The sequence below is a fragment of the Betaproteobacteria bacterium genome, from assembly GCA_016709965.1.
Lineage (GTDB): Bacteria > Pseudomonadota > Gammaproteobacteria > Burkholderiales > Rhodocyclaceae > Azonexus > Azonexus amarohabitans.
This window is the reverse complement of the sequence record JADJLT010000001.1, coordinates 1,315,364-1,336,571: the sequence shown is the minus strand read 5'-3', so window position 1 is coordinate 1,336,571 and position 21,208 is coordinate 1,315,364. Positions and strand designations below refer to the sequence as shown.

Annotated in this window: 15 protein-coding genes and 1 pseudogene; 6 read left to right on the top strand and 10 right to left on the bottom strand. The window is 59.3% G+C overall.

The window, feature by feature from the left end; all coding sequences use genetic code 11:
- Positions 1–42: 42 nt before the first annotated feature.
- Positions 43–2,766, bottom strand: coding sequence for a CHASE domain-containing protein (locus IPJ12_06705; GenBank protein ID MBK7646841.1), 2,724 nt, complete (start codon positions 2,764–2,766; stop codon positions 43–45).
- Between the two features lie 72 nt (positions 2,767–2,838).
- Positions 2,839–3,750: a LysR family transcriptional regulator gene (locus IPJ12_06700; GenBank protein ID MBK7646840.1), complete on the bottom strand. Its 912-nt coding sequence runs from the start codon at positions 3,748–3,750 to the stop codon at positions 2,839–2,841.
- A 105-nt stretch (positions 3,751–3,855) separates the two neighbouring features.
- Between IPJ12_06700 and IPJ12_06695 the strand changes: the two genes are divergently transcribed.
- From IPJ12_06695 to IPJ12_06685, 3 genes are all read left to right on the top strand, one after another.
- Positions 3,856–4,563: a pirin family protein gene (locus tag IPJ12_06695; GenBank protein MBK7646839.1), complete on the top strand. Its 708-nt coding sequence runs from the start codon at positions 3,856–3,858 to the stop codon at positions 4,561–4,563.
- A 33-nt stretch (positions 4,564–4,596) separates the two neighbouring features.
- Positions 4,597–5,151, top strand: a complete 555-nt coding sequence (locus tag IPJ12_06690; GenBank protein MBK7646838.1) for a flavodoxin family protein — start codon at positions 4,597–4,599, stop codon at positions 5,149–5,151.
- Positions 5,152–5,224: 73 nt separating this feature from the next.
- Positions 5,225–6,025 carry a response regulator gene (locus IPJ12_06685; GenBank protein ID MBK7646837.1) on the top strand — a complete coding sequence of 267 codons (801 nt, stop codon included), beginning with the start codon at positions 5,225–5,227 and terminating at the stop codon, positions 6,023–6,025.
- Here IPJ12_06685 and IPJ12_06680 read toward each other — a convergent pair.
- The 4 genes from IPJ12_06680 to IPJ12_06665 all read right to left on the bottom strand — a co-directional run bounded on the left by IPJ12_06680 (position 6,003) and on the right by IPJ12_06665 (position 9,804).
- On the bottom strand, positions 6,003–6,551 hold the full coding sequence (locus IPJ12_06680; protein ID MBK7646836.1) for a hypothetical protein: 549 nt from the start codon (positions 6,549–6,551) through the stop codon (positions 6,003–6,005). The genes IPJ12_06685 and IPJ12_06680 overlap by 23 nt on opposite strands.
- The gene (locus tag IPJ12_06675; protein MBK7646835.1) at positions 6,548–7,648 is read right to left on the bottom strand and encodes an exo-alpha-sialidase; all 1,101 of its coding nucleotides are present in this window, start codon (positions 7,646–7,648) and stop codon (positions 6,548–6,550) included. Before IPJ12_06675 ends, IPJ12_06680 begins: the two co-directional genes overlap by 4 nt.
- Positions 7,649–7,680: 32 nt before the next feature.
- On the bottom strand, positions 7,681–8,937 hold the full coding sequence (locus tag IPJ12_06670; GenBank protein MBK7646834.1) for a diguanylate cyclase: 1,257 nt from the start codon (positions 8,935–8,937) through the stop codon (positions 7,681–7,683).
- 72 nt (positions 8,938–9,009) lie between these two features.
- Positions 9,010–9,804: an enoyl-CoA hydratase gene (locus tag IPJ12_06665; GenBank protein MBK7646833.1), complete on the bottom strand. Its 795-nt coding sequence runs from the start codon at positions 9,802–9,804 to the stop codon at positions 9,010–9,012.
- 229 nt (positions 9,805–10,033) lie between these two features.
- Here IPJ12_06665 and IPJ12_06660 point away from each other — a divergent pair, with 229 nt between their 5' ends.
- Positions 10,034–11,029 carry a PEP-CTERM sorting domain-containing protein gene (locus tag IPJ12_06660; GenBank protein ID MBK7646832.1) on the top strand — a complete coding sequence of 332 codons (996 nt, stop codon included), beginning with the start codon at positions 10,034–10,036 and terminating at the stop codon, positions 11,027–11,029.
- A 358-nt stretch (positions 11,030–11,387) separates the two neighbouring features.
- Here the strand turns inward: IPJ12_06660 and IPJ12_06655 are convergent, their stop codons facing one another.
- Positions 11,388–12,641: a diguanylate cyclase gene (locus IPJ12_06655; GenBank protein MBK7646831.1), complete on the bottom strand. Its 1,254-nt coding sequence runs from the start codon at positions 12,639–12,641 to the stop codon at positions 11,388–11,390.
- A 231-nt stretch (positions 12,642–12,872) separates the two neighbouring features.
- Between IPJ12_06655 and dnaE the strand changes: the two genes are divergently transcribed.
- Positions 12,873–16,346 carry a DNA polymerase III subunit alpha gene (gene dnaE / locus IPJ12_06650; protein ID MBK7646830.1) on the top strand — a complete coding sequence of 1,158 codons (3,474 nt, stop codon included), beginning with the start codon at positions 12,873–12,875 and terminating at the stop codon, positions 16,344–16,346.
- 94 nt (positions 16,347–16,440) lie between these two features.
- On the opposite strand, the gene IPJ12_06645 is transcribed toward dnaE, so the two are convergent.
- The 3 genes and pseudogenes from IPJ12_06645 to IPJ12_06635 form a co-directional block, all read right to left on the bottom strand.
- Positions 16,441–17,958, bottom strand: coding sequence for a methyl-accepting chemotaxis protein (locus tag IPJ12_06645; GenBank protein ID MBK7646829.1), 1,518 nt, complete (start codon positions 17,956–17,958; stop codon positions 16,441–16,443).
- A gap of 301 nt (positions 17,959–18,259) precedes the next feature.
- Positions 18,260–18,838 (bottom strand): annotated as a pseudogene (locus tag IPJ12_06640) (response regulator).
- A 130-nt stretch (positions 18,839–18,968) separates the two neighbouring features.
- Positions 18,969–19,568 carry a peroxiredoxin gene (locus IPJ12_06635; GenBank protein MBK7646828.1) on the bottom strand — a complete coding sequence of 200 codons (600 nt, stop codon included), beginning with the start codon at positions 19,566–19,568 and terminating at the stop codon, positions 18,969–18,971.
- Positions 19,569–19,762: 194 nt separating this feature from the next.
- Here IPJ12_06635 and IPJ12_06630 point away from each other — a divergent pair, with 194 nt between their 5' ends.
- Complete coding sequence (locus tag IPJ12_06630) at positions 19,763–21,208, top strand: NADH-quinone oxidoreductase subunit M (protein ID MBK7646827.1); 1,446 nt, start codon at positions 19,763–19,765, stop codon at positions 21,206–21,208.

The following is a 21,208-nucleotide window of genomic DNA, read 5'->3' as shown; positions in this document are numbered from 1 at the left end:
GCGGTCAACCGGAAAAATCGGCAAAAAACGAAATATGCCGGATCAGGTTGATTCTGTTGGCTGGCCCAGCCAGTGATACAGGGTGGCGTCGAGCAATTCCGGATTGACCGGTTTGGCGATGAAATCCGACATGCCCGCTTCGATACAGCGTTCCCGGTCTTCGGCGAAGGCGTTGGCGGTCATCGCCACGATGGGTGTCAGGGCGTAGCCGGAGAGTTGCCGGATGGCGATGGTGGCGGCAATGCCATCCATTTTCGGCATTTGCATGTCCATCAGGATCAGGTCGTAGTGCCGGCGAGTGGCCATGTCTACAGCCATGGCGCCATCGTCGGCCACATCAACCAGAAGGCCGTCGAAATCGCCCAGCAGTTCGAGCGCCACTTCCTGATTGATCGGGTCGTCCTCCGCCAGCAAGATTGATTTGTGGCTAAACCCCGTCGATTCGGCAGATGCTGCGTTGGCCGCCGCGGGCGATTCGCTAGTGGCATCCTTGTTATCAAGGGCTGCCTTGTCGAATTGCAGCGTTGCCGTGAAAGTGCTGCCGGCGCCCGGTGTGCTGGCCAGTTCGAGCTTGCCACCCATCAGATGGATCAGTTGCCGGACGATGGCCAGCCCGAGGCCGGTGCCGCCGTGTTGCCGGGTGGTGGAGCCATCGGCCTGTTCGAATGGCGAAAATATCCGGTCCTGTGCGTCAGGGGGAATGCCGATCCCGGTATCGGCGACCGACAGGCGTACGGAGAGCGTGCTGTCCGTTTCGTCCAGTGTCTTGGCGAGGATCGAAATTTGGCCGCGCTCAGTGAACTTCAACGCGTTGTCGGCCAGATTGAGCAATATCTGCTGCAAGCGCATCGGGTCGCCCAGCAAGGCCGTGTTGCTCGCCGGCGGGTCGAGATTGACGAGCAGACCCAGGCCTTTGGCCGTGACCTTGTCGCAGATCAGGCTTTCGATGTTGGCGATGATGCTGCCAAGACGCAAGGGAATGCGTTCCAGCGTCAGGCGCTCCGCATCAATCTTGGACAGATCCAGAATATCGTTGAGCAGGCGGAGCAGGTGGTCGGCCGCTTTGCCTATTTTCTCCAGCTTGTCGTGCTGGCCAGGATCGGTATTTCGCCGATTCAGAATATGGGTCAGGCCGATGATGGCATTCATCGGCGTGCGCAGTTCGTGGCTCATGTTGGCGAGGAAACTGCTCTTTGCCCGGTTGGCTGCTTCTGCCGCTTCCTTAGCCAGCAAAAGATCGGCTGTCCGTAGGGCCACCAGTTCTTCGAGGTGGAAATGGTGGCGTTTCAATTCAGCCTCGGCCCGCTTGCGTTCGGTAATGTCGCGTCCGACCATGACCAGGGCGTGCCGGCTGCCATCGGCACCAAACAGCGGCACCTTGGCGACGTCAAAGATACGTTCGCTATAGTCGCCGCCGGGTAGCGTCAATTCATCGTGCAGCCGCTCGCCATCACGCCAGATAGCCTCGTCGGAGGCAGCCAGTGCAAGCAGTGGCCCGGCGTCGAAGTTGCCTGAATCCACCAGTTCGCTGCTGGTGGCGCCATGAAAATCAATGTCTTCCAGTCCGAGCAAGCGCAGCAGGACAGTGTTGGCTTCTGTCCAGCGTCCGGCGCCATCCTTCAGGCAGACGATGTCAGGCATGGTGTTGATCAGCGTGCGCAGGCGCTCTTCATTCTTGCGCAGACGGTCGGCATAGGCGCTCAGGTCCTGGTTGAAGCGGTGGCGCCGACGTAGCCAGAGAAAGACCATGAGTGCGCTCAGCGAACCGCCGACGAGGACGCCGAGAGGCAGATAGGTATTGGTTATCTGGTCGAATTCAGGGCGGCTTCGGAAGAGGGCTTCCCAGCGATGGCCTCCAAATTCGATGGGGAGCAACGCTTGTTGGCGGCCGATTCTGGCGTTGCTGTGTACGATGTAGGAGTCGAAGATCAGGTTGTCCGGCGTGATGAACTCGTCGTACAACTCGATTTCGACATCCTTGTTGTCTTCGCTGAAAACATTGCGCAACAGATCATGGGCACGGAAGGGCGCGTAGCTGAAGCCGATCAGCGCTGATCGACGCTCCGTGACGGTCGAGTGAGGCAGCCCGGTGCGATAGACCGGCACATAGATGAGAAATCCGGGTTGGATGTCGTGTTCATCGCGTTCGTTTTCCTGGACCAGCGTCACGCTGCCCGACAATGCCGGCTCACCGCTGTCCCGGGCGCGCTCCATGGCGGCTCGGCGGACCGGACTGGAGAACATGTCGTAGCCGAATGCCTTGCGGTTGCGATCATTCATCGGTTCCAGAAAAATAATGCTGCTGTATTGCTCGCGATCGCCGTCAGGGGTGATTTGGTAGTCGGGAAAACCTTCGGCGCGGACCAACTGCTCATGGCCTGCCTTGTCCTCGGGGTGAATCATCAGCGAAAAGCCGATGCCCTGAATGCCGGGAAGCGTCCTGGCTAGTTGCAGGTTGCTGACGTAGCGTTTCCACTCGTCACGACTGACCACGTCACTGGCTTCGAAAAAGGCGGCGCCGCCCCGCAAGACCTGAGCGTGTGCTTCCAGGCGAAAGAGAATCTTGCTGCGTTCCTGTTCGGCGCGATACAGAAAACGCTCATGCGTTTGCTGGGCACTGACGCGCTCAACGACAAAGTAGAGTGCTGCCGTTGCCAGCAGAATGATGCCAAGCGCCAACCAGGCTCCGCCATCGCGGACCAGGCGTTGCGGCAATCCGCTGCTGCCGGCAGCGTGATTGGATGAGGCGGCATTGGAATTTTCCATTCTTGCGATTTTTGTATTTTATGTTGCAACAATATCACTTTCTGGCTTGGTCGGGGATGGTCTATAGATGGCTTACAGACCGCTACTCAGTGTCGCGATGACCTCGCTTTTGGCCAGTTCCGCGATAAACCAGGCTTGGGCTTTGCCGCTTTGCCGTGTTCGCCACGCAACATGGAGCGGAAGCTCGGTGCGCGGGTTGTCCAGCGATTTTTCCAGCAGGCGGCCGGCCGCGATTTCTGGTGCGGCCAGCCAGCGTGGCAGGTGGCCGATGCCCAGTCCGGCTACCTGAGCAGCTGCCTTGGCGCGAATGTCGGGAACGCGCAAGGTGTCCTGGCCGTCGATCAGGCCGATGCTGCGGGCGTCGAGTTCCTGCGAGGTGTCCGCTACCACGATAGCGCGGTAGCGGAGCAGTTCGCTGCTGGGGATTGTTCCCTCCCACGCGGCCAGCGGGTGATCTGGCGCAATGGCAAAGACGAAATCGCTGCGCATGCAGAGCAACTGGCTGGCAATGCCGCTGCGCGAAGGCACGTCGCCCGGCGCGCCGATGGCCAGGTCGGCACGGCCGGTGGCCAGTGCATCCCAGGTGCCACCGAGCACTTCGCCCGACAGTTTGATCTGGGTACTGTGGCCGGCGGCATAGAAAGCCTTGAGCAGCGGGAAAAGGTTTTCAGCCGGGATGACGGCATCGATGGCAATGCGCAACTCCGCTTCCCAGCCATCAGCGACGCGCTGGACGCGTCTTTCCAAGTCGCTGGCGGCGCGGAGCAGGTGACGGCCATCATCCAGCAAGGTACGCCCGGCTTCGTTGAGGGTGGCACGTCGTCCTTCGCGCAGGAAGAGTGTGACGCCCAGTTCGCATTCCAGCTTGGCGATGGCGTGGGATAGCGCCGAGGGGACGCGGTGCAGTTTTTCGGCCGCCGCCGTAAAACTGCCCTGGCGTTCGATCGCATCGAGTATCAGTAGTAGGTCGAGGGATATTTTCATGTGAAAAATATTAAACGATAAGCCAAAAATAATTCGCTATTTATGGATGAACGCTAGTTCTAATATGGCAACTAAGCAATACGAACCATTCACAAGGAGACTCTTATGATCCAGCTACGACCCTCTGCAGACCGCGGCTATGCCGACCATGGCTGGCTGAAGGCCCTGCACAGTTTTTCGTTTGCCGATTATTACGATCCGGCCGAAATGGGCTGGGGGGTGCTGCGGGTGATCAACGAAGACCGCGTCGTGCCCGGTGCCGGTTTCGGTCGACACGGTCATCGCGACATGGAAATCGTGACTTACATTTTGTCTGGCGCGCTGGAACACAAGGACAGCCTGGGTAGCGGCGGTGTGATCTCGCGCGGTGAAGTTCAGCGCATGAGTGCCGGTCGGGGGATTCAGCACAGCGAATTCAACCCGTCGGTCAACGAAGAAACACACCTGCTACAAATCTGGATCGAGCCGGCCAAGCATGGCACCACGCCCAGTTACGAACAGCAGATGCTGCCGCTGGACGAAATGCGCGGTCGCTGGCGGCTGGTCGCGTCTCCCGATGGCGCTGAAGGCAGTACCACCATCGGCCAGGATGCGCGGCTGTGGGCAACGGTGCTGGCACCGGGTGAACGCATCGATTACGGACTGGTCAGCGGGCGTCTGGCCTACGTGCAGCTTATCCGCGGTCAACTGGAAATAAATGGCAAAACGCTAAATGTCGGCGATGGCGCCAAGATTGCCGATGAAACCGAGCTTCAATTTTTGGCTGGCGAAGAAACGGAGTTCCTGCTTTTTGATCTGCCGCCTGCCAACTGATTTATCCAACTTCTAATCAAAAGGAAATTCCCCATGAGCAAGATTGCTGTCGTTTTTCACTCCGGTTACGGTCATACCCGTCGTGTTGCAGAATATGTTGCCGAAGGCGCTGGTGCCGAGCTGCTGGCTATCGATGCCGAAGGCAACTTGCCCGAAGGTGCTTGGGAAAAGCTGGCCGACGCCGAAGCCATCATTTTCGGCACACCAACCTACATGGGCGGTGCCAGTTGGCAATTCAAGAAATTCGCCGATGCTTCGTCCAAGCCCTGGTTCGGCCGCGTCTGGCAGGACAAGGTTTTCGGCGGCTTTACCAACAGTGCCAGCATGAACGGCGACAAAGGGGCCACCATGATCGGCCTGCAAACCCTGGCCTCGCAACACGGCGGCATCTGGGTCAGCCTGGGCATGCTGCCGAGCAACTCCAAGGCCGCCGCTCGTACCGATATTAACAACATGGGTGGTTCGGTCGGCCTGCTGGTTCAATCGCCGTCTGATGCCAGTGTCGATGAAATCCCGCAAGGCGATCTCGATACGGCCAAAGCCTATGGTGCCCGTGTCGCGGAAGTAACGCGCAAACTGTACAGCTAATGCCTTGAAGAGCGGCCCCTGGGGGGCCGCTCGCTGCTATAGTGCGTTCATTCCATTGCTGCGGAGCGATCGCATGGCGCTGACTACCTCTCTGGCCGATCTGTCGGTGTTGTTGGTCGAGCCATCGCAAATGCAGTCCCATGTCGTGGGGCGCATGTTGCAACACCAAGGGGTCAAGAAGACCACGGTGGTTGAATCGGCCAGTGCTGCGCTGGCCGCCCTGAAGCTGGAAAACAAATACGTCATCGTGATCAGCAGCCTCTATCTGCCTGATCTCGCGGGCACCGAATTGGTCGCCGCCATGCGCGCCGACCGCGATCTGGAAACAGTACCTTTCATTCTCGTCTCCAGCGAAACGCGTCCCCAAGTCCTTGAGCCCGTTCGCCAGTCCGGTGCCTGCAGCATCGTGGCCAAGCCGTTCAACGAACAACAGCTGTCTCGGGCGCTTTACGCGGCAGCCGATTACCTCAATCCGCCGGAAGACCTGGATGTGGCGGAAATTGAAAGCCTGCGGGTCTTGTTGGTCGATGACAGCCTGTCGTCGCGTCGCCATTTGCGCCGCTTGCTGACCGAGCTGGGCATCGAACGCATTATCGAGGCAGTCAACGGCAAGGAAGCGGTGGCTTTGCTGGAGCAGGCCATGGTCGATCTGGTTATCACTGACTACAACATGCCGGAAATGGATGGTCGCGAACTGACCGAATACATTCGTACGCAAAGCTGGCAGGCCGAGGTGCCGGTGTTGATGGTGACCAGCGAACAGAACATGGGCCGTCTGGCCGCAGTCGAACGGGCCGGCGTTTCGGCCATCTGTGATAAACCTTTCGAAGCCGGCAGTATCCGTAGATTGATCAGCGAGGCTTTGACGCGATAAAACGCAGGGCCAGCCGGCGCAGCACGATCACCAGCGCCAGCAAGACCAGCAGCGGATCGAGGAGTGCATCCCAGAGGTTGGCGAAAACGCCGCTGGCGTAGCCGGCCAGATCGGCGGCGAGAATCAGCAACCAGCCATCCAGTCGCTTCCACCACAGGGCCAAGCCAACGAGGGCGAGCGAAGCCAGCAGGGCTGATGGCTGATAGCCGAGGGCATAAGGATCGAACGATCCCCCGCCGAGCGCGGTTGCATAGAACGGCAAGGCGAAGATCAGCAGGCCAAGAGCCGCCCGATAGCTTAAAGGGGACGGTGCTTTGCCGGCCAGTTGCAGCATGGCGAGGGCCACCAGCGTCACCGAAGGCGTCCCGAAAAAGCCGTGCATGGCTGGCGCGATACCCACCACCATGGCCAGCGTCGTGGCTGCCAGCGCGACACGGGCGCGTAATTCACCCAGCGGCAGCAAGGCTGCTAGCGCGCCGAAAATCAGGCCGTGAGCGAGCAGGCCGTAGGCGGCGAGCAGGTTCACGGTGCTTCCTCGTCCAGCCAGGCCTCAGTTAAAACGGCGTACTTGATGCCCTGCCGGCGCCAGTCATAGGCAAGGTGAATGCGGCCATCGCGACCGAGCAATAGTGCTGGATTGGTGAATTCGGCGCCGCCGTCGGGGGCGAATTCGATGCGTCGGCTGACCTGCCAGTTTTTGCCTTCATCTGCAGAAAGCCAGAGCTGAAGTGTCTGTGTGCCGGCCGCCGGGTTGCCGGCCAGCAACAGCCGGCCGCTACGCAAGCGAAGCAAGGTAACTGCCGAGTTCGGGTTGGGGATGGGCGGCGCTGCGCCTTCCTGCCAAACTTGTCCGCCATCGAGAGTTGTCGCCGCATGGACGAAGCCCGGTACGCTGCCGGCATTCCGCAGCACGGCCAGAGCGCGTTTTTCGCTGAGGACAACGATGGCGGGCTGCAATGCACCTTCGGCGCTCGGCAGGCGAACTTTGTCAAGGATTTGCCCGGTTGCCGCCAGCCTTAGCCATTCGCCGTGTTGCCCGATAAAGTGGTGGCTGATCGGCAAGCCCAGGCCACCATCGGCCAGCGCTATCGGCGGCGTCCGTACTTCGCCACCAAAATTGGCCAACGGCGATGTCTGCAGGCGGCTCGGATTTGCCCAGCTTTTGCCGCCATCGGTGGATAGACTGTGATTGATCGATGGCCCCAGCGTGCTACTGACGTACCACAAGTGCAGCCAGCTTCCTTCAGCATGCAGGACCGGTTGTCCGATCTGGTTTACATAGGCGAAAGCACCGCCAGCAGTGCTTTCGCGACTGGCGATTGGCACCGGCTGGCGCCAACCATCCCGGTCGAGCACACTGAAATGGATGACCTGCGCTTCGCCTTTACTGCTCAGCCACGCTGCCGCAATGCGACCATCCGGTAATTCGGTCAGATTCGGGTGGCTGGCGGCGCCTTCCTGTTCCGGCAGCATTTCACTGGCAAATTGCGCCGGCAGGCTTGAGGCGACGGCCTTTGCTGGCGGTGAAAATTCGGTGCTGCTGACTGCCGGCGCGCGCCAATAGGCGGCAACGATGGCAACAATGAACAGCGCTAACGCGAGATGATGGGTGGGCGGCCGCATGAGGCGGAATTCTACCCGCCAAAGTGGCGAGCTCAGGTTGGGGTGCTGCCTATTATCCGTCCCTTGCCCCAGCGTTTGGCCAGGTACATGGCCTGATCTGCCGCATTCATCAAATCTTCGGCTGAGGCTGTATGGTTTCGAGCATGGGCGTAGCCGATGCTGACACCGATATTCATCATGCCCATTGGGGTGTCGATTTCCCTGGAGAGCGCCTCAATGATGCGTTCGCCGAGCGCCTGAGCATCGGTATCGCTGATCACCCCGTCAACGATGATGACGAATTCGTCACCCCCGAGTCGTCCGACAAAGTCGCGGACAAATACGATCTCGCGCATTCGCCTGGCAGCTTCGGCCAGAACGGCATCTCCTGTGTGATGGCCGGCAGCATCGTTTACCGCCTTGAAGCCGTCAAGATCGCAGTAAAACAGGGTGCAGGGGACCGGGGCGCCAGGGGGGGCAAAACGAGCCGCGAGGTGTTCTGTGCACAAGCGCCGGTTCGGAAGGCCGGTCAAGATATCGCTGGCGGCGAGTTGCTGAATTTTCTCAAGCAACTCCTCCTGCATGGACAAGTCCCGGATCAGGCCGATAAAGAAGCGACCGTCCGGGGTGGTGGCTTCAGTGATCCCGAGATGCATCGGAAAGGTGCTTCCATTCTTGCGTTGCCCGATCACACGCCGACCTTTGCCGATAATCTTGGGCGAATTGGTCGCGTGATAATTGCCAATATAGGTGTCGTGCTGTTCGCGGTCCGGCGATGGCATCAGCATGCTGACATTTTTACCGAGAACTTCAGCAACCGAGTAGCCGAAGATGCGTTCAGCCGCCGCGTTGAACATTGATATGACGCCGACGCTGTCAATGCGGACTACCCCATCGAGGAGTTCGTTGATCACTGCCAGGGTTGACCGCTGTATCGATGCAATCCGCATCACGGAATTAAGGCGAATGTGCAGAAACAGCGGATTGATCGGCTTGAGCAGGAACTCATCAACACCGGCAGAAAATGCTTCCAGGACATCGCCATCATCCATTGTCGATGTGATGAGAATGATGGGCGTCCAGTTCGGGGTTGGCTGCTTGCGAATTTCGCGGGCGGCCTGAATGCCGCCCATGCCCGGCATGATCCGGTCCATGATGATCAGATCGGGGTGTGCCGAGTGATACAGCGCAACCGCTTCCTCTCCGGATTTGGCGAGAATGACCGTATGGCCGTCGCCCTGAAGTATTTCGTTCAGAACAGCCAGAAACGAGGGGCTGTCATCCGCCGCCAGAATCCGAAGTGCTTTCATTGCCGCCTTCAATACCTTGAATGCACTGCATTTTACTACTGCGCGGCTTTCGGTGCCCTGTATCCAATGGTTTTAGCGATTTTTATATTCCGGCTTGCGTTTCTGCATAAAGGCATCAATTCCCTCGCCGGCATCGTCGCTCATCATGTTGCAGGCCATGACTTCGCCGGCATAGGCGTAGGCCTCGCTCAGGCCCATCTCCAGCTGCTTGTAGAACATCCCTTTGCCCATGCGGATGGCAACGGCGCTCTTGGTCAGGATATTGCTGGCCAGCCGTTCAATTTCCGCATCCAGTGCATCGGCCGGCACCACGCGGTTGACCAGCCCCTTGGCCCTGGCTTCCAAGGCATCGATGAACTCGCCGGTCAGCAACATTTCCAGTGCCGCCTTGCGGCCCAGATTACGCGCCAGACCAACTGCTGGCGTCGAGCAGAACAAGCCGACATTGATGCCGGAGACGGCAAATTTGGCCACATCGGCCGCCACCGCGAGATCGCACATCGACACCAGTTGGCAGCCGGCGGCGGTAGCAATACCATGCACACGGGCGATAACCGGTTGCGGCATGCGGGTGATGCTCAGCATCAACTCGCCGCACTGCTTGAACAATGCCTGCATGAATTCCTTGCTGTGATTGCCGCGCATTTCCTTGAGATCATGGCCGGCGCAGAACGCCTTGCCCGCGCCGGCAAGGACGACGACGCGAACGCCGTTCGAGCCGGCGATGGCATTCAGCTCGGCCTGCAGCGCAGTCAGCATGTCCTTGGACAGTGAATTGAACTGGCCCGGGCGGTTCAGGGTCAGCGTGGTCAGGCCATCGGCGCGGTCGGTGCGCAGGACGAGCGGGGCTTCGGTAGCGGTGTTCATGGGGGTCTCCATTTTGTTCTTTAAACTCGCAGCGTAGCGCAGGTGGGCATGGCAGGCCAGATGCGGTTTGTGGATTGTCTCGAAATTGTGACGTGCCGGTGGCACCATGACGTTCGAGTCAATGTACGATGCACGGCACGGCGGAAATACAAGAGCAGCAAAGCGCTGCTTGATCCATGGTTTGCATGCTGGATATCCGCTCGCCTAAATGTCCAAAGGAGTATTGAAAATGTTAAAGAATTTGCAGCGCAGCTTCGCGCTTTTTTCAGTAGTGACGGCATTTTTATGGTCCGGGGCGGCGTCAGCCTTGCCCTACAGCAGCCTGGTGGTGTTCGGTGACAGCCTGGCCGACAGCGGCAACAATGCCATCCTGGTCAGTGGCGCCAGCACCGTCGTGCCGTTCGATGGGCCTCAAGTGGCAACGCTGCCCTATGCTTCCGGCACCTACTCCAACGGACCGGTGTGGGCCGAGTATTTTGCCAATAGTCTGGGCATGGGCCTGGCGCCGTCGCTGCTTGGTGGCAACAACTACGCCTTTGGTGGCGCCCGTGTCGGTGCCGATGGCCTCGTGCCGAGCCTGGTGTCGCAGATGGGCATGTATTTAGGCGGCAACGCGGTCAACGCCAATACACTTTATGTCATCGAAGGCGGCGGTAACGATGCACGCGATGTGCTCGAACTGTATGCGGCAGGGATGGTTTCGGCGGCAAATGCCCTGATTGGTAACTACGTTCAGGGCATCCTTGGTATGGTGGGCACGCTGGCCGGCCTTGGCGCCGAGCACTTCCTGCTCTGGAATATCACCGATCTAGGACTGGTGCCGGCAGTCACCAATCAAGGGGCGGTTGCTTCGGCTGGGGCCAGTGCCATCGTGGATGGCATGAACCAGGCGCTGGCTGGTGCGCTGAATGCCTACCTGCCGGCTAGTATCCTGGATGACATCGTACTGTTCGATGCATTCAACGGCCTGCGTGACATTGTCGCCAATCCCGCCTCATATGGTCTGAGCAACGTGACCGATGCCTGTGCTGACCAATTGGCCAGCCCGAATTGCATCGCCAACAGCGCAGACCAGTATTTCTTCTGGGATGGCATCCATCCCACCACCGCCGGCCACGCCGTGATGGCTCAATTGGCTGTTGCTGCACTGCCGGAACCGTCAAGCCTGGCATTGTTCGGCCTGGCTTTCCTTGGGCTGGTAGCGAGTCGCCGCCGCGCTGCCTGATCTGGATGGGCTTTGCCAGGCCTCGCTAAGTCGGCGCGGGGTCAGGCCAAGCCGGGAGAAGGGGGCTTGCTACGCAGCGGATTTTGCTAGCAAAGCGAGGATCGAACGTCCTGCGGTCAACCGGAAAAAAACACGAAAAACAAAATGGCGCAGCTCAAACCTACGCCATTTTTTAAAATCAGACCTGGAGTGGACGCTGTCCACGACCCCTGAACGGTAATGGATGTCTGGCGTTCTTTTTGGCTCTCTTCTGGCAACTCATTCAAGCGAGGCATCTATAAGTCTTTGATTGGATGCCTTTGATTTCTAGCAGTCGTGAATCAAGTCGTTCGTCCGAGTTCTTTCGTGTGCCTGAAACTCAGGCCCGGATACGGTCGGCCGGAAGGTCTTCGGCGCGGACGACTTTGTTACGGCCGGTTTCCTTTGCGATGTAGAGGGCGCGGTCGGCCCGGTTGACCAGCGCGCGGGCGTCTTCCTGACCATTCCAGGCGGCGACGCCGAAGCTGGCACTGACAGGACCCACCTGATCAAAGGGGATGTCCGCGATTTTGGCGCGGACCGCTTCGGCAATGGCCAGCGCAGCGTCGATCGGCGTTTCACGGAGCAGGATGATGAACTCCTCGCCGCCAAAACGGGCTGCGCAATCGGAGCTGCGCAGGAGTTCGCGGACGCGCAGGGCAGTGTGCTTGAGGACGACATCCCCGCTGTCGTGGCCGAAGGTGTCGTTGATGCGCTTGAAGAAATCGATGTCGAAGATGACAACTGAGAAGTTCAGTTGCCGGATGCGGCTGTCGGCAATCGCGGTTTCCAGGTGTTCGAAGAAGCGGCGACGGTTGACGAGGTCAGTCAGGAAGTCCGTAGTCGCCAACTCTTCAAGTTTGGCATTGACCTTGGCGATTGGTTCGATGACCAGTCGGGAGAGTGTCAGATTGAGGGCAAGGAACATCAGCGCAAAGGTGATGGTCAGCGAGCAAATAAAACTATTGAAGGTCTGCCGTGAGCGTTCCATGGCATAGAGGACGGGCAGCTTGACGATCTGCATGCCGACGATTTCGCCCATCTGCCAGCCAAACCCGTTCAGGTCGCCATAAATTGCACGCATCGAAGCCGGCGCCGCTTCCGGCGCACTATGGCAGGCAAGGCACTGTGCTTGTTTGATGGTAATGGGCCGTGCAACGAAAACGCTCTGACTGAGTCCTTCACCGTGAAGACCGGTGATTTCATGGGTGTCACTGCCACTGCGGAAGCGCTCAATCAATGTCCGTTCCCAATCGTCGGCCTGGTGGCTGTGGTTGGTAGGATTGAGAACCGATTCCTTGTATTCGTAGCCCGGAAAGCGATCGTGCAGGCGGCGCAGGGTTTCGGTCGCTGCATAGGCGGGTACCGTCTGTGGCAGGAAACGTTCTGCGTTCATCGGGTCCAGATGTGGCTTGATCTCGTCGGTGGTGTAGCTGCGGATGGCCGTGGCCGTTTCCATCATGACCAAAGAGTTCTGGCGCACGTCCTCGATGGTGGCTTTTTCAAGGTAATAGCTGTAGTAGAGAGCGGCACCACCGAGGCTCAGCAAGAACACCGCCGCCAGAACCAGATTGAATTTGAGCCGTAACGACAGGCGTGACGAGGCAGTGCTCATGCGGGGCTCGCTTTTCTGTTGGGACTGCAATATTGTTTTTTGTTGGCGGGATGATATAGGGTTTTTTCGGGCGGTCCAATGGCGTAGCGGCTTGCGCTTCCATGGATCAGTCCTCGGACAAAGCCACGTAGCCCGCCTGTTTTGCGCGATTCCCCTCTGTGGCCGTACGTAAACGGAAACGCCCCGCCCTGCCGCGGTAAAATGTAGCCCATGAATTCCCCGCGCTACGTCCACCTCCGCCTCCATTCCGAATATTCAGTCACCGACGGCATTGTCCGTGTCGGCGATGCCGTCAAGCGTGCCGTAGGCGATGGCATGCCGGCGATGGCATTGACGGATCTGGGCAATCTGTTCGGATTGGTCAAGTTCTATACCGGGGCGCGCGGCAAGGGGGTGAAGCCGGTGGCGGGGGCGGATGTGTGGATCGCCAATCCGGATTCGCCGGACGATGCCTATCGCTTGCTGCTGCTCGTGCGTAACCGGCAGGGTTACCAGCAGTTGTGCGAATTGCTGACCCGGGCTTATCTGGTTGAAGGCCGGCGCGACCGGGCGGAAATTCGCCGCGAGTGGTTTGCCGAACTGGGTTGCGATGGGCTGATCGCGCTGTCCGGTGGGCATCGTGGTGACGTTGGCGAGGCTTTACTGAACGGCAATTTCGATCTGGCTGGTGAGCGCGCCAAAGCTTGGGCAGCGATTTTTCCTGATGCTTTTTACCTTGAGGTGCAGCGCTACGGGCAGCCGCAGCAGGAAGCCGTTGTCCAGCAGACGGCCGATCTGGCCGGTGAAACGGGTTTGCCGCTGGTTGCTACGCACCCGATCCAGTTTCTGAATCGCGACGATTTCAGGGCGCACGAGGCGCGGGTGTGCATTGCCGAGGGTTATGTGCTGGGCGACACTCGACGGCCGAAAATCTATACTGAGGAGCAGTATTTCAAGACGCAGGCGGAGATGATCGAGCTGTTCGCCGATCTGCCCGAAGCGCTGGAAAACACCCTCGAAATCGCCAAGCGCTGCAATATCGAGATGACGCTGGGCAAGAACTTCTTGCCCGATTTCCCGATTCCGCCGGGCATGACCATCGACGAATATCTGGTCGATGAGGCGCGGAAGGGCCTCGAGGTCCGCCTCGCCGAGCTTTACCCTGACCCTGAAGTGCGCCTGCAGCGTCGCCCGGAATACGACGACCGGCTGGTCTTCGAGTGCAACACCATCGTCCAGATGGGTTTCCCCGGTTACTTCCTGATCGTGGCGGACTTCATTAATTGGGCCAAGAACAACGGCGTGCCGGTCGGGCCGGGTCGGGGTTCCGGTGCCGGTTCGCTGGTCGCCTACAGCATGCGTATTACCGACCTCGATCCACTGGCCTACGCCCTGCTGTTCGAGCGCTTCCTGAATCCGGAACGGGTATCGATGCCCGACTTCGATATCGACTTCTGCCAGGACAACCGCTGGCGCGTCATCGAGTACGTGCGCCAGCACTACGGCGCCGACGCGGTGAGCCAGATCGCCACCTTCGGTACGATGTCGTCGAAGGCGGTGATCCGCGACGTCGGCCGGGTGTTCGGCCTGCCGTACTCGATGTGCGACCGCATTTCCAAGCTGATTCCTATCGTCCAGAACAAGCCGGTTTCGCTGGCCGAAGCGCTGGAGCAGGAGCCGCAGCTCAAGGAAATGATGGAAGGCGACGGCGATGGTGAAACCATCCGCGAATTGTTCGACCTGGCCAGCCGCCTCGAAGACTTGACGCGTAATGTCGGCATGCACGCTGGCGGTGTGCTGATTGCACCAGGCAAGATCACCGATTTTTGCCCGATCTATCAGGCGACCGGCAGCGATGCGTCAACGGTCTCGCAATTCGACAAGGACGACGTCGAGAAGGTCGGGCTGGTCAAGTTCGACTTTCTGGGCCTGCGAAATCTGACCATTATCGAGCTGGCCGTCGAGTACATCCGCCGTATGACCGGCGAAAAGCTCGATTTGATGTCTCTCGGCTTCACCGACCCCGCCGCCTACCAGATTCTCAAGGATGCCAATACGACGGCGATCTTCCAGGTTGAATCGGAGGGCATGAAAAAGCTGCTCAAGAAGCTGGCGCCCGACCGTTTCGAAGACATCATCGCTGTGCTCGCGCTCTATCGTCCCGGCCCGCTGGGTTCCGGGATGGTGGACGACTTCATCCTGCGCAAAAAAGGCCAGCAGAAGATTGATTATTTCCATCCCGACCTGACCGCCTGCCTGTCACCGACTTACGGCGTCATCGTGTACCAGGAACAGGTGATGCAGATCTCGCAGATCATCGGCGGCTACACGCTGGGTGGCGCCGACATGCTGCGTCGGGCGATGGGCAAGAAGAAGCCCGAGGAAATGGCCAAGCACAGGGCGACGATTGCCGAAGGCGCGGCACAGAAGGGCTACGATCCGGCACTGGCCGAGCAGTTGTTCGACCTGATGACCAAGTTTGCCGAGTATGGCTTCAACAAGTCACACACTGCCGCCTACGCCGTCGTCACCTATCACACCGCCTGGCTCAAGGCGCATCACTGCGCGGCTTTCATGGCGGCGACCATGTCGTCCGATCTCGACAACACCGACTCGGTGAAAATCTTCTATGAAGACACCATCGCCAACAAAATCAAGGTTCTTGGGCCGGACGTCAATGTGTCGAATTACCGCTTCGAGCCGGTCGACCGCAGCACCATCCGCTACGGCCTGGGGGCGGTCAAGGGCACTGGTGAGCAGGCAGTCAACGTGATCCTGAAAGCGCGGGAAAAGGACGGCCCGTTCAAGGACCTGTTCGATTTCTGCATGCGCTGCGACAAGCGCATGGTCAATCGCCGCACGACGGAGGCGTTGATCAAGGCGGGGGCCTTTGACTGCATCGCCCCGTTGATTGCCGGCACGCAGGATGCCGATCGTTGCAAGCTGTTGGCAACCGTGGGCATAGCGATGGATTTTGCCGAGCAGGCCGAGCGCAATGCCATGCAGACCAGCCTGTTCGATATTGGCGATGTGGCGGACGATCACGCGCCGGAATACGTCAACGTCCGCCCGTGGGATGAAAAGACCAAGCTGATGGAAGAAAAGACGGCGCTCGGTTTCTTCTTCTCCGGGCACCCGTACAACACCTGCAAAAAGGAGTTGTCGCGCTTCGTTCGGCGGCCGCTGAATCGTCTGGAACCGGCCAAGGAGATGACCGTGCTTGCCGGGCTGGTGGTCGGTGTTCGGACCCAGATGACGCGGCGCGGCAAGATGCTTTTCGTGCAGCTGGACGACGGCACCGGGATGGTCGAGGTTTCCGTCTTCAACGAACTGTACGAAGCCGAGCGCGCCAAGATTGTGACCGACGAAGTGCTGGTGATTGAGGGCAAGGTCAGTTACGACGATTTTTCGGGCGGCAATCGTGTTGTTGCCGACAAGCTGATGACGCTCGGCGAGGCGCGTGCCCGGTTTGCGCGACATCTGTTGCTGAAAATGAACGGCAACTCGGATGCCCGCAAGCTGAAGACCCTGCTGACGCCGTTTGCACCAGGGCCGGCTGTTGTCCGCATTCATTACCGGAGTGCGGATGCCGAGTGCGAACTGGTGGTCGGCGATGCCTTGCGTGTCCGACTCGACGATGCCTTGCTGGACGCGCTTTATGGCTGGCTGGCGCGAGAAAACGTCGAGATCGTCTATAACAGCTGAGCAAAAAGAGAAGGGCGCCGTCGAGCGCCCTTTTTATTTTTGACCATTTTTTCCGGTTGACCGTGGCAATCGCTGTGGCCAGCGTAACAGGTGGCTACATGACCAAATCGGTCTTGAAGCCGATACGCACGGCACCCCAGTGGCGCCCGCCAATGACGATAGGCATCGACAGGTCGTTGAGAATCTCGCCGGTATCGCGGACGTAGGTCTGGAACAGCGATGTCTTCTGGTTTTTGGCCAGCTTGAGACCCACCGGGTCGTTGAAGATACGTTTGTGCCGGCACTTGACCAGGTCAAGCTCGGGGTCACCGCTGGGCGCGTTGGAAAAGATGCCGTTGTGAGCCGGCGCATAACCGTTCGTGTCGACGCACAGGGAGTAAGTCAGCCCGTTAACATCGCGCAGCAGTTCGTCATACATCCGCGTCAATTCGGCATCACACTGGCTATCGTAGGCAGTGGTGTAACGCTTGGGGTTGGAGCCGGGAATTTCCTTGTAAGCCTGGTCGAAAACATTGACGCCACGGTCAGCCAGCTTCTGCAGCACGGCAAGAACGTTGTCGCGGAACCCGGTGCACTTGTCATGCAGCGTATCGAACATGCTGTTGCCGGTGCGGAAATCGGCCAGCGTGCATTGCAGTTCTTCGGTTGATTCGCGCAGGGTCTTGGCGCTGTCGATGCATTGCTTCATGCGACCCGAAATATCGCGGGAGTGATCGCGGATTTCTTCGACTTCGCGGTGAATGGCCTGGTTGCTCTCGCGCAGGTTGTAGATGGCGGTGGAGATGGTGGAGAGCTGTTCGGTCGTCTGCTTGAAATCGCCAACCATGGTCGTCAGGTCGGCTGCCGAGGTTTCGATGTAGCCATTGGCGCGCGTCACTTCACCGACAATGGTTTGTGTCTTGGCCGATGTGTCCGATACCAGATTGATCATCGACTGCGTGTTCTGTCCGATGACCTGGGTCGCGGTCTTGACCTTTTCGGCCAGCTTGCGCACTTCATCGGCGACCACGGCAAAGCCGCGCCCGGCCTCGCCGGCCCGGGCTGCCTCGATGGCGGCATTGAGCGCCAGAAGATTGGTCTGGTCGGAAATATCGTTGATCAACGAAACGATCTCGTTGATCTTCATCGAACTGCTGTGCAATTCACTAACCGTCGACGAGAAATGCTCAATGTGGGCATTAGTTGAGCGCATGGTCGAAGCAACTGTTTCCATTTGATCCAGCGAGCGCTGCGCCAGTTCGAGATTGTTCCTGGTTGATGACTCGATGGCATCGGAATTCATGGCAACTTCACCGACTGCCTGATTGACGCGATTGCTTGATTCGAAGACGGTGGCAGCAAATGCCTCCTGGCGCTGGACGGCAGCATCGGTTTGCTGGATCAGGTAATTCATTCGAGCGGCATCGGCAGCGATGCTGACGCTACGCTCTCGAGCGTGAGATATGAGACCGCGTACGCGGCTGAAGAAACGATTGATATTGCCTGATATACGCCCGGCAACATCGCCTCCCGTGGTGCCGAGGGCATAGGAAAGATCTTCTTTACCATCGGCGATGGCCGCGATATCGCGGTCAATCTTTTCGAGAGCACTGTTTTTTCCAAAAAATCCCATGTTTTGTCTCCTGAATCTTCTTTGTGGTGTTCTGGGATAAGGCAAAGCTCGGCCACCGGAGGTCACCGATTTCGCCGGGCATCCTTTGGAAATACTGAAAATTCCCCCCCGGGGGTCCCCCCCCCCGGGGGGGGCCCCCCCGCGGCCGGGCGCCCCCCCCCCCCCCCCCCCCCCCCCCGGGGCCGCCCGGGCCCCCCGGGGCGGCCCCCCCCCCCCCCCCGCCCGCCCCCGCCCCGGGGCCCCCCGGCTGGCCCTCGGTTCGCACGCGCCATGCCCCAAGTGGATCGGGGCTTGTGCCCAGGCGCTGGCGGGCGGCCAGACGGCCGAGCAGGAAGCCCTTGATTTCGTGGAAGGGGATGGGCTTGCCGAAGATGGTGATGTCGGTGGGCAGGCCGCGTTTGATCACCTCTTCACGATCAATGGCGCTGACCACGATGATGTCCATGCGAGCCAGATCTGAATTGGCGCGCAGTCGGCGAATCATCTCGAAGCCATCCATGCCGGGCATCATCAAGTCGGCGATCAGAATGTCTGGCTGGCGCTGGCCGACTTGCAACAGGCCGTCGAATCCGTTGGCGACAACGCGTAGCTTGATTGGCAGATTCCAGCTTTCGATGGTCATCTGATAGAGCATTTGCAACGTCGAGTCATCTTCAGCGATCAGAATGTCGAGTTGACCCCCAGACTCCAGGGCGCTGGGCGTCAGGTTGCGGCGTCGAGCCAGCAGCGCATCGACCGATGTGGCGGGAATGCGGCGATGTCCGCCAGCCGTCTTCCATGCCTCGAGCGCCCCGCTTTCCACCATGTTCTGAACGGTGCCAAGGGAAACGCCCAAGCGGAGAGCGGCTTGCCTGGTGCTGAGATATTCGGTGTCGGCCATTTTTCGTCCCTGCTGAAATTACAAATTCACCAAATTTTATCCTGATATTTGGTTAAATAACAATAAAAAAAACCTCAGCTTGAAAAGCATGAGGTTTTATTTACTTGCCCGCAAATTGGGCGAGGCGGAATTACAGTTTTTTGGCGTTTTTGGCCAGATAGGCAGCAACACCTTCGGTCGAGGCAACCATGCCGGGCTTGCCCTTGTTCCAGCCCGCCGGGCAGACTTCGCCGTGTTCTTCAAAGAATTGCAGGGCGTCGACCATGCGCAGCATTTCGTCGATATTGCGGCCGAGCGGCAGCATGTTGACGACTTGGTGCATGACCACGCCGGTCTTGTCGATCAGGAAGGAGCCACGCAGGGCAACGCCAGCAGCTTCGAGTTCGACGTCGTAAGCGCGGCAGATGTCGTGTTTGACGTCAGCAACCAGCGGATAGCCAACCTGGCCGATACCACCGTCCTTGACTGTGGTGTTCTTCCAGGCCAGGTGGGTGAACTGGGAGTCGATGGAGACACCGATCACTTCGACGCCGCGCTGGGCAAATTCTTCCAGACGATGATCGAAAGCGATCAGTTCGGACGGGCAGACGAAGGTGAAGTCGAGCGGGTAGAAAAAGAGAACGACGGGCTTGCCCTTGAACTGGGACAGTTTCAGTTCCTTGATTTCGTTGTTGCCATAAACGGCGGTGGCGGTGAAATCCGGGGCTTGCTTGCCAACGAGAACGGCCATGGGGGAACTCCTGATAATGTTTGGTTGGGGGAAACGTTCAATTTAACCAAGCGTGCTGGTCGTGTCAAACCGGTTGGCGGGCTTTGGCGCTGCGTCGAAGTCTTGGCCTGCGCTTGTCTTTAAGCGGTGGGGCGCTGGCATAATCGCGACATGATAATTATGAATTCAAAGCGTATGGCCGGAGGGGCCGGAACGTGCTGAAGGTGCTGGTTTTTCTGCCGGTGGCGGGGGCAGCTTTGCTGGCCGTGCTACCAGTGCGTCGCGCGCTGTATTTGTGGCAGGTAGCGATGATTTTCTCGGTGGCTACGTTGGGTTATGCGTTGTGGCTGGCCGACCAGTTCGAGCCGGCTGGCGCCGCCGTACAGATGTTTGAAAGCCGGCCCTGGAACGTGCGCCTTGGTTCGTACTTTGCACTGGGTGTCGATGGCATTTCATTGGCCATGGTGCTATTGACGGCCCTGCTGTCACTGATTGCCGTGCTGATGTCGCGCCGCATGGAGGCCGGGGCGCGACTTTATTTCGTGCTGGTCTTGCTCCTTGAGTCGGCCATGTTCGGTGTATTCACGGCGCGCGACTGGTCCCTGTTCTATGTGTTCTGGGAAGCCACGTTGCTGCCGCTGTTTTTCCTGATCGACCGGTTGGGCGGACAGAATCGGCAGCGGGCGGCGCTGAATTTCTTCCTGTATACATTGGGCGGTTCGGTCTTCATGCTGGTCGCGCTGCTCTTTCTCTATGACGCGGCGCCGGGCCACAGTTTTGCGATGGCCGACATGGCGGAAGGCGGCCGTGGTTTGCCGCTGAATACGCAACTGCTGATCTTCGCCGGCCTGTTCATCGGCTTCGGCGTCAAGATGCCGGTGGTCCCGTTGCATGGCTGGCTGCCACTGGCCCACGTCGAGGCGCCCAGCCCGGTGTCCATCCTGCTCTCCGGTGTCCTGCTCAAGATGGGGGCCTATGGTTTGATTCGGGCGGCCGAGACATTGCCGGCCGCCTTGTTGGCGACGCAGGACTGGTTGGCCATCCTGGCCTTCGTCAGCCTGCTTTACGGCGGCATTCTGGCCTGGCGTCAGCAGGATTTGAAGGCGATGGTCGCCTACTCGTCGATTTCGCACATGGGGATTGTGCTGCTCGGCATTGCCACGCTGAACGTGACCGGACTGACTGGCGCCGTCGTCCAGATGGTGGCGCATGGGCTGACGGCCGGCACGCTGTTTCTGGTCGTCGGGCTGCTTTATCAGCGCACGCATAGTCGCGATCTGGCGGATTATGGATCGCTCACGGGCAAGGCGCCACGTTTCGCTTTCTTCGTGGCCTTCGGTTTTCTGGCGGCGCTTGGCCTGCCCGGCAGCGCCGGGTTCATAGCCGAATTGCATGTCCTGATTGGCGGCTATGCGCGCTGGGGCGCCTGGGTGATTCTGCTCGGCCTGGCCCTGCTGATCGGCGCCGCCTACAGTTTGCGGGTCATCGGGCGCCTGTGCCTGAAGGGGCCGCGTATGGACTTGCCGGATATGACCCGGACCGAAGCGGTGGCGGCCGGCTTGCTGGCCACGGGTATTGTGGTGCTGGGCGTCTGGCCGGCGCCTTTGCTTGATTTGGTGGCCGGCAGCGTAGGCCGGGTGGCCGGATTGTTCGGAGCGTAG

Coding starts and splice junctions, on each gene's coding strand:
- IPJ12_06705 (MBK7646841.1), bottom strand. CDS start 2,766: ATGGAAAATTCCAATGCCGCCTCATCCAATCACGCTGCCGGCAGCAGC.
- IPJ12_06700 (MBK7646840.1), bottom strand. CDS start 3,750: ATGAAAATATCCCTCGACCTACTACTGATACTCGATGCGATCGAACGC.
- IPJ12_06695 (MBK7646839.1), top strand. CDS start 3,856: ATGATCCAGCTACGACCCTCTGCAGACCGCGGCTATGCCGACCATGGC.
- IPJ12_06690 (MBK7646838.1), top strand. CDS start 4,597: ATGAGCAAGATTGCTGTCGTTTTTCACTCCGGTTACGGTCATACCCGT.
- IPJ12_06685 (MBK7646837.1), top strand. CDS start 5,225: ATGGCGCTGACTACCTCTCTGGCCGATCTGTCGGTGTTGTTGGTCGAG.
- IPJ12_06675 (MBK7646835.1), bottom strand. CDS start 7,648: ATGCGGCCGCCCACCCATCATCTCGCGTTAGCGCTGTTCATTGTTGCC.
- IPJ12_06670 (MBK7646834.1), bottom strand. CDS start 8,937: ATGAAAGCACTTCGGATTCTGGCGGCGGATGACAGCCCCTCGTTTCTG.
- IPJ12_06665 (MBK7646833.1), bottom strand. CDS start 9,804: ATGAACACCGCTACCGAAGCCCCGCTCGTCCTGCGCACCGACCGCGCC.
- IPJ12_06660 (MBK7646832.1), top strand. CDS start 10,034: ATGTTAAAGAATTTGCAGCGCAGCTTCGCGCTTTTTTCAGTAGTGACG.
- dnaE (MBK7646830.1), top strand. CDS start 12,873: ATGAATTCCCCGCGCTACGTCCACCTCCGCCTCCATTCCGAATATTCA.
- IPJ12_06645 (MBK7646829.1), bottom strand. CDS start 17,958: ATGGGATTTTTTGGAAAAAACAGTGCTCTCGAAAAGATTGACCGCGAT.
- IPJ12_06635 (MBK7646828.1), bottom strand. CDS start 19,568: ATGGCCGTTCTCGTTGGCAAGCAAGCCCCGGATTTCACCGCCACCGCC.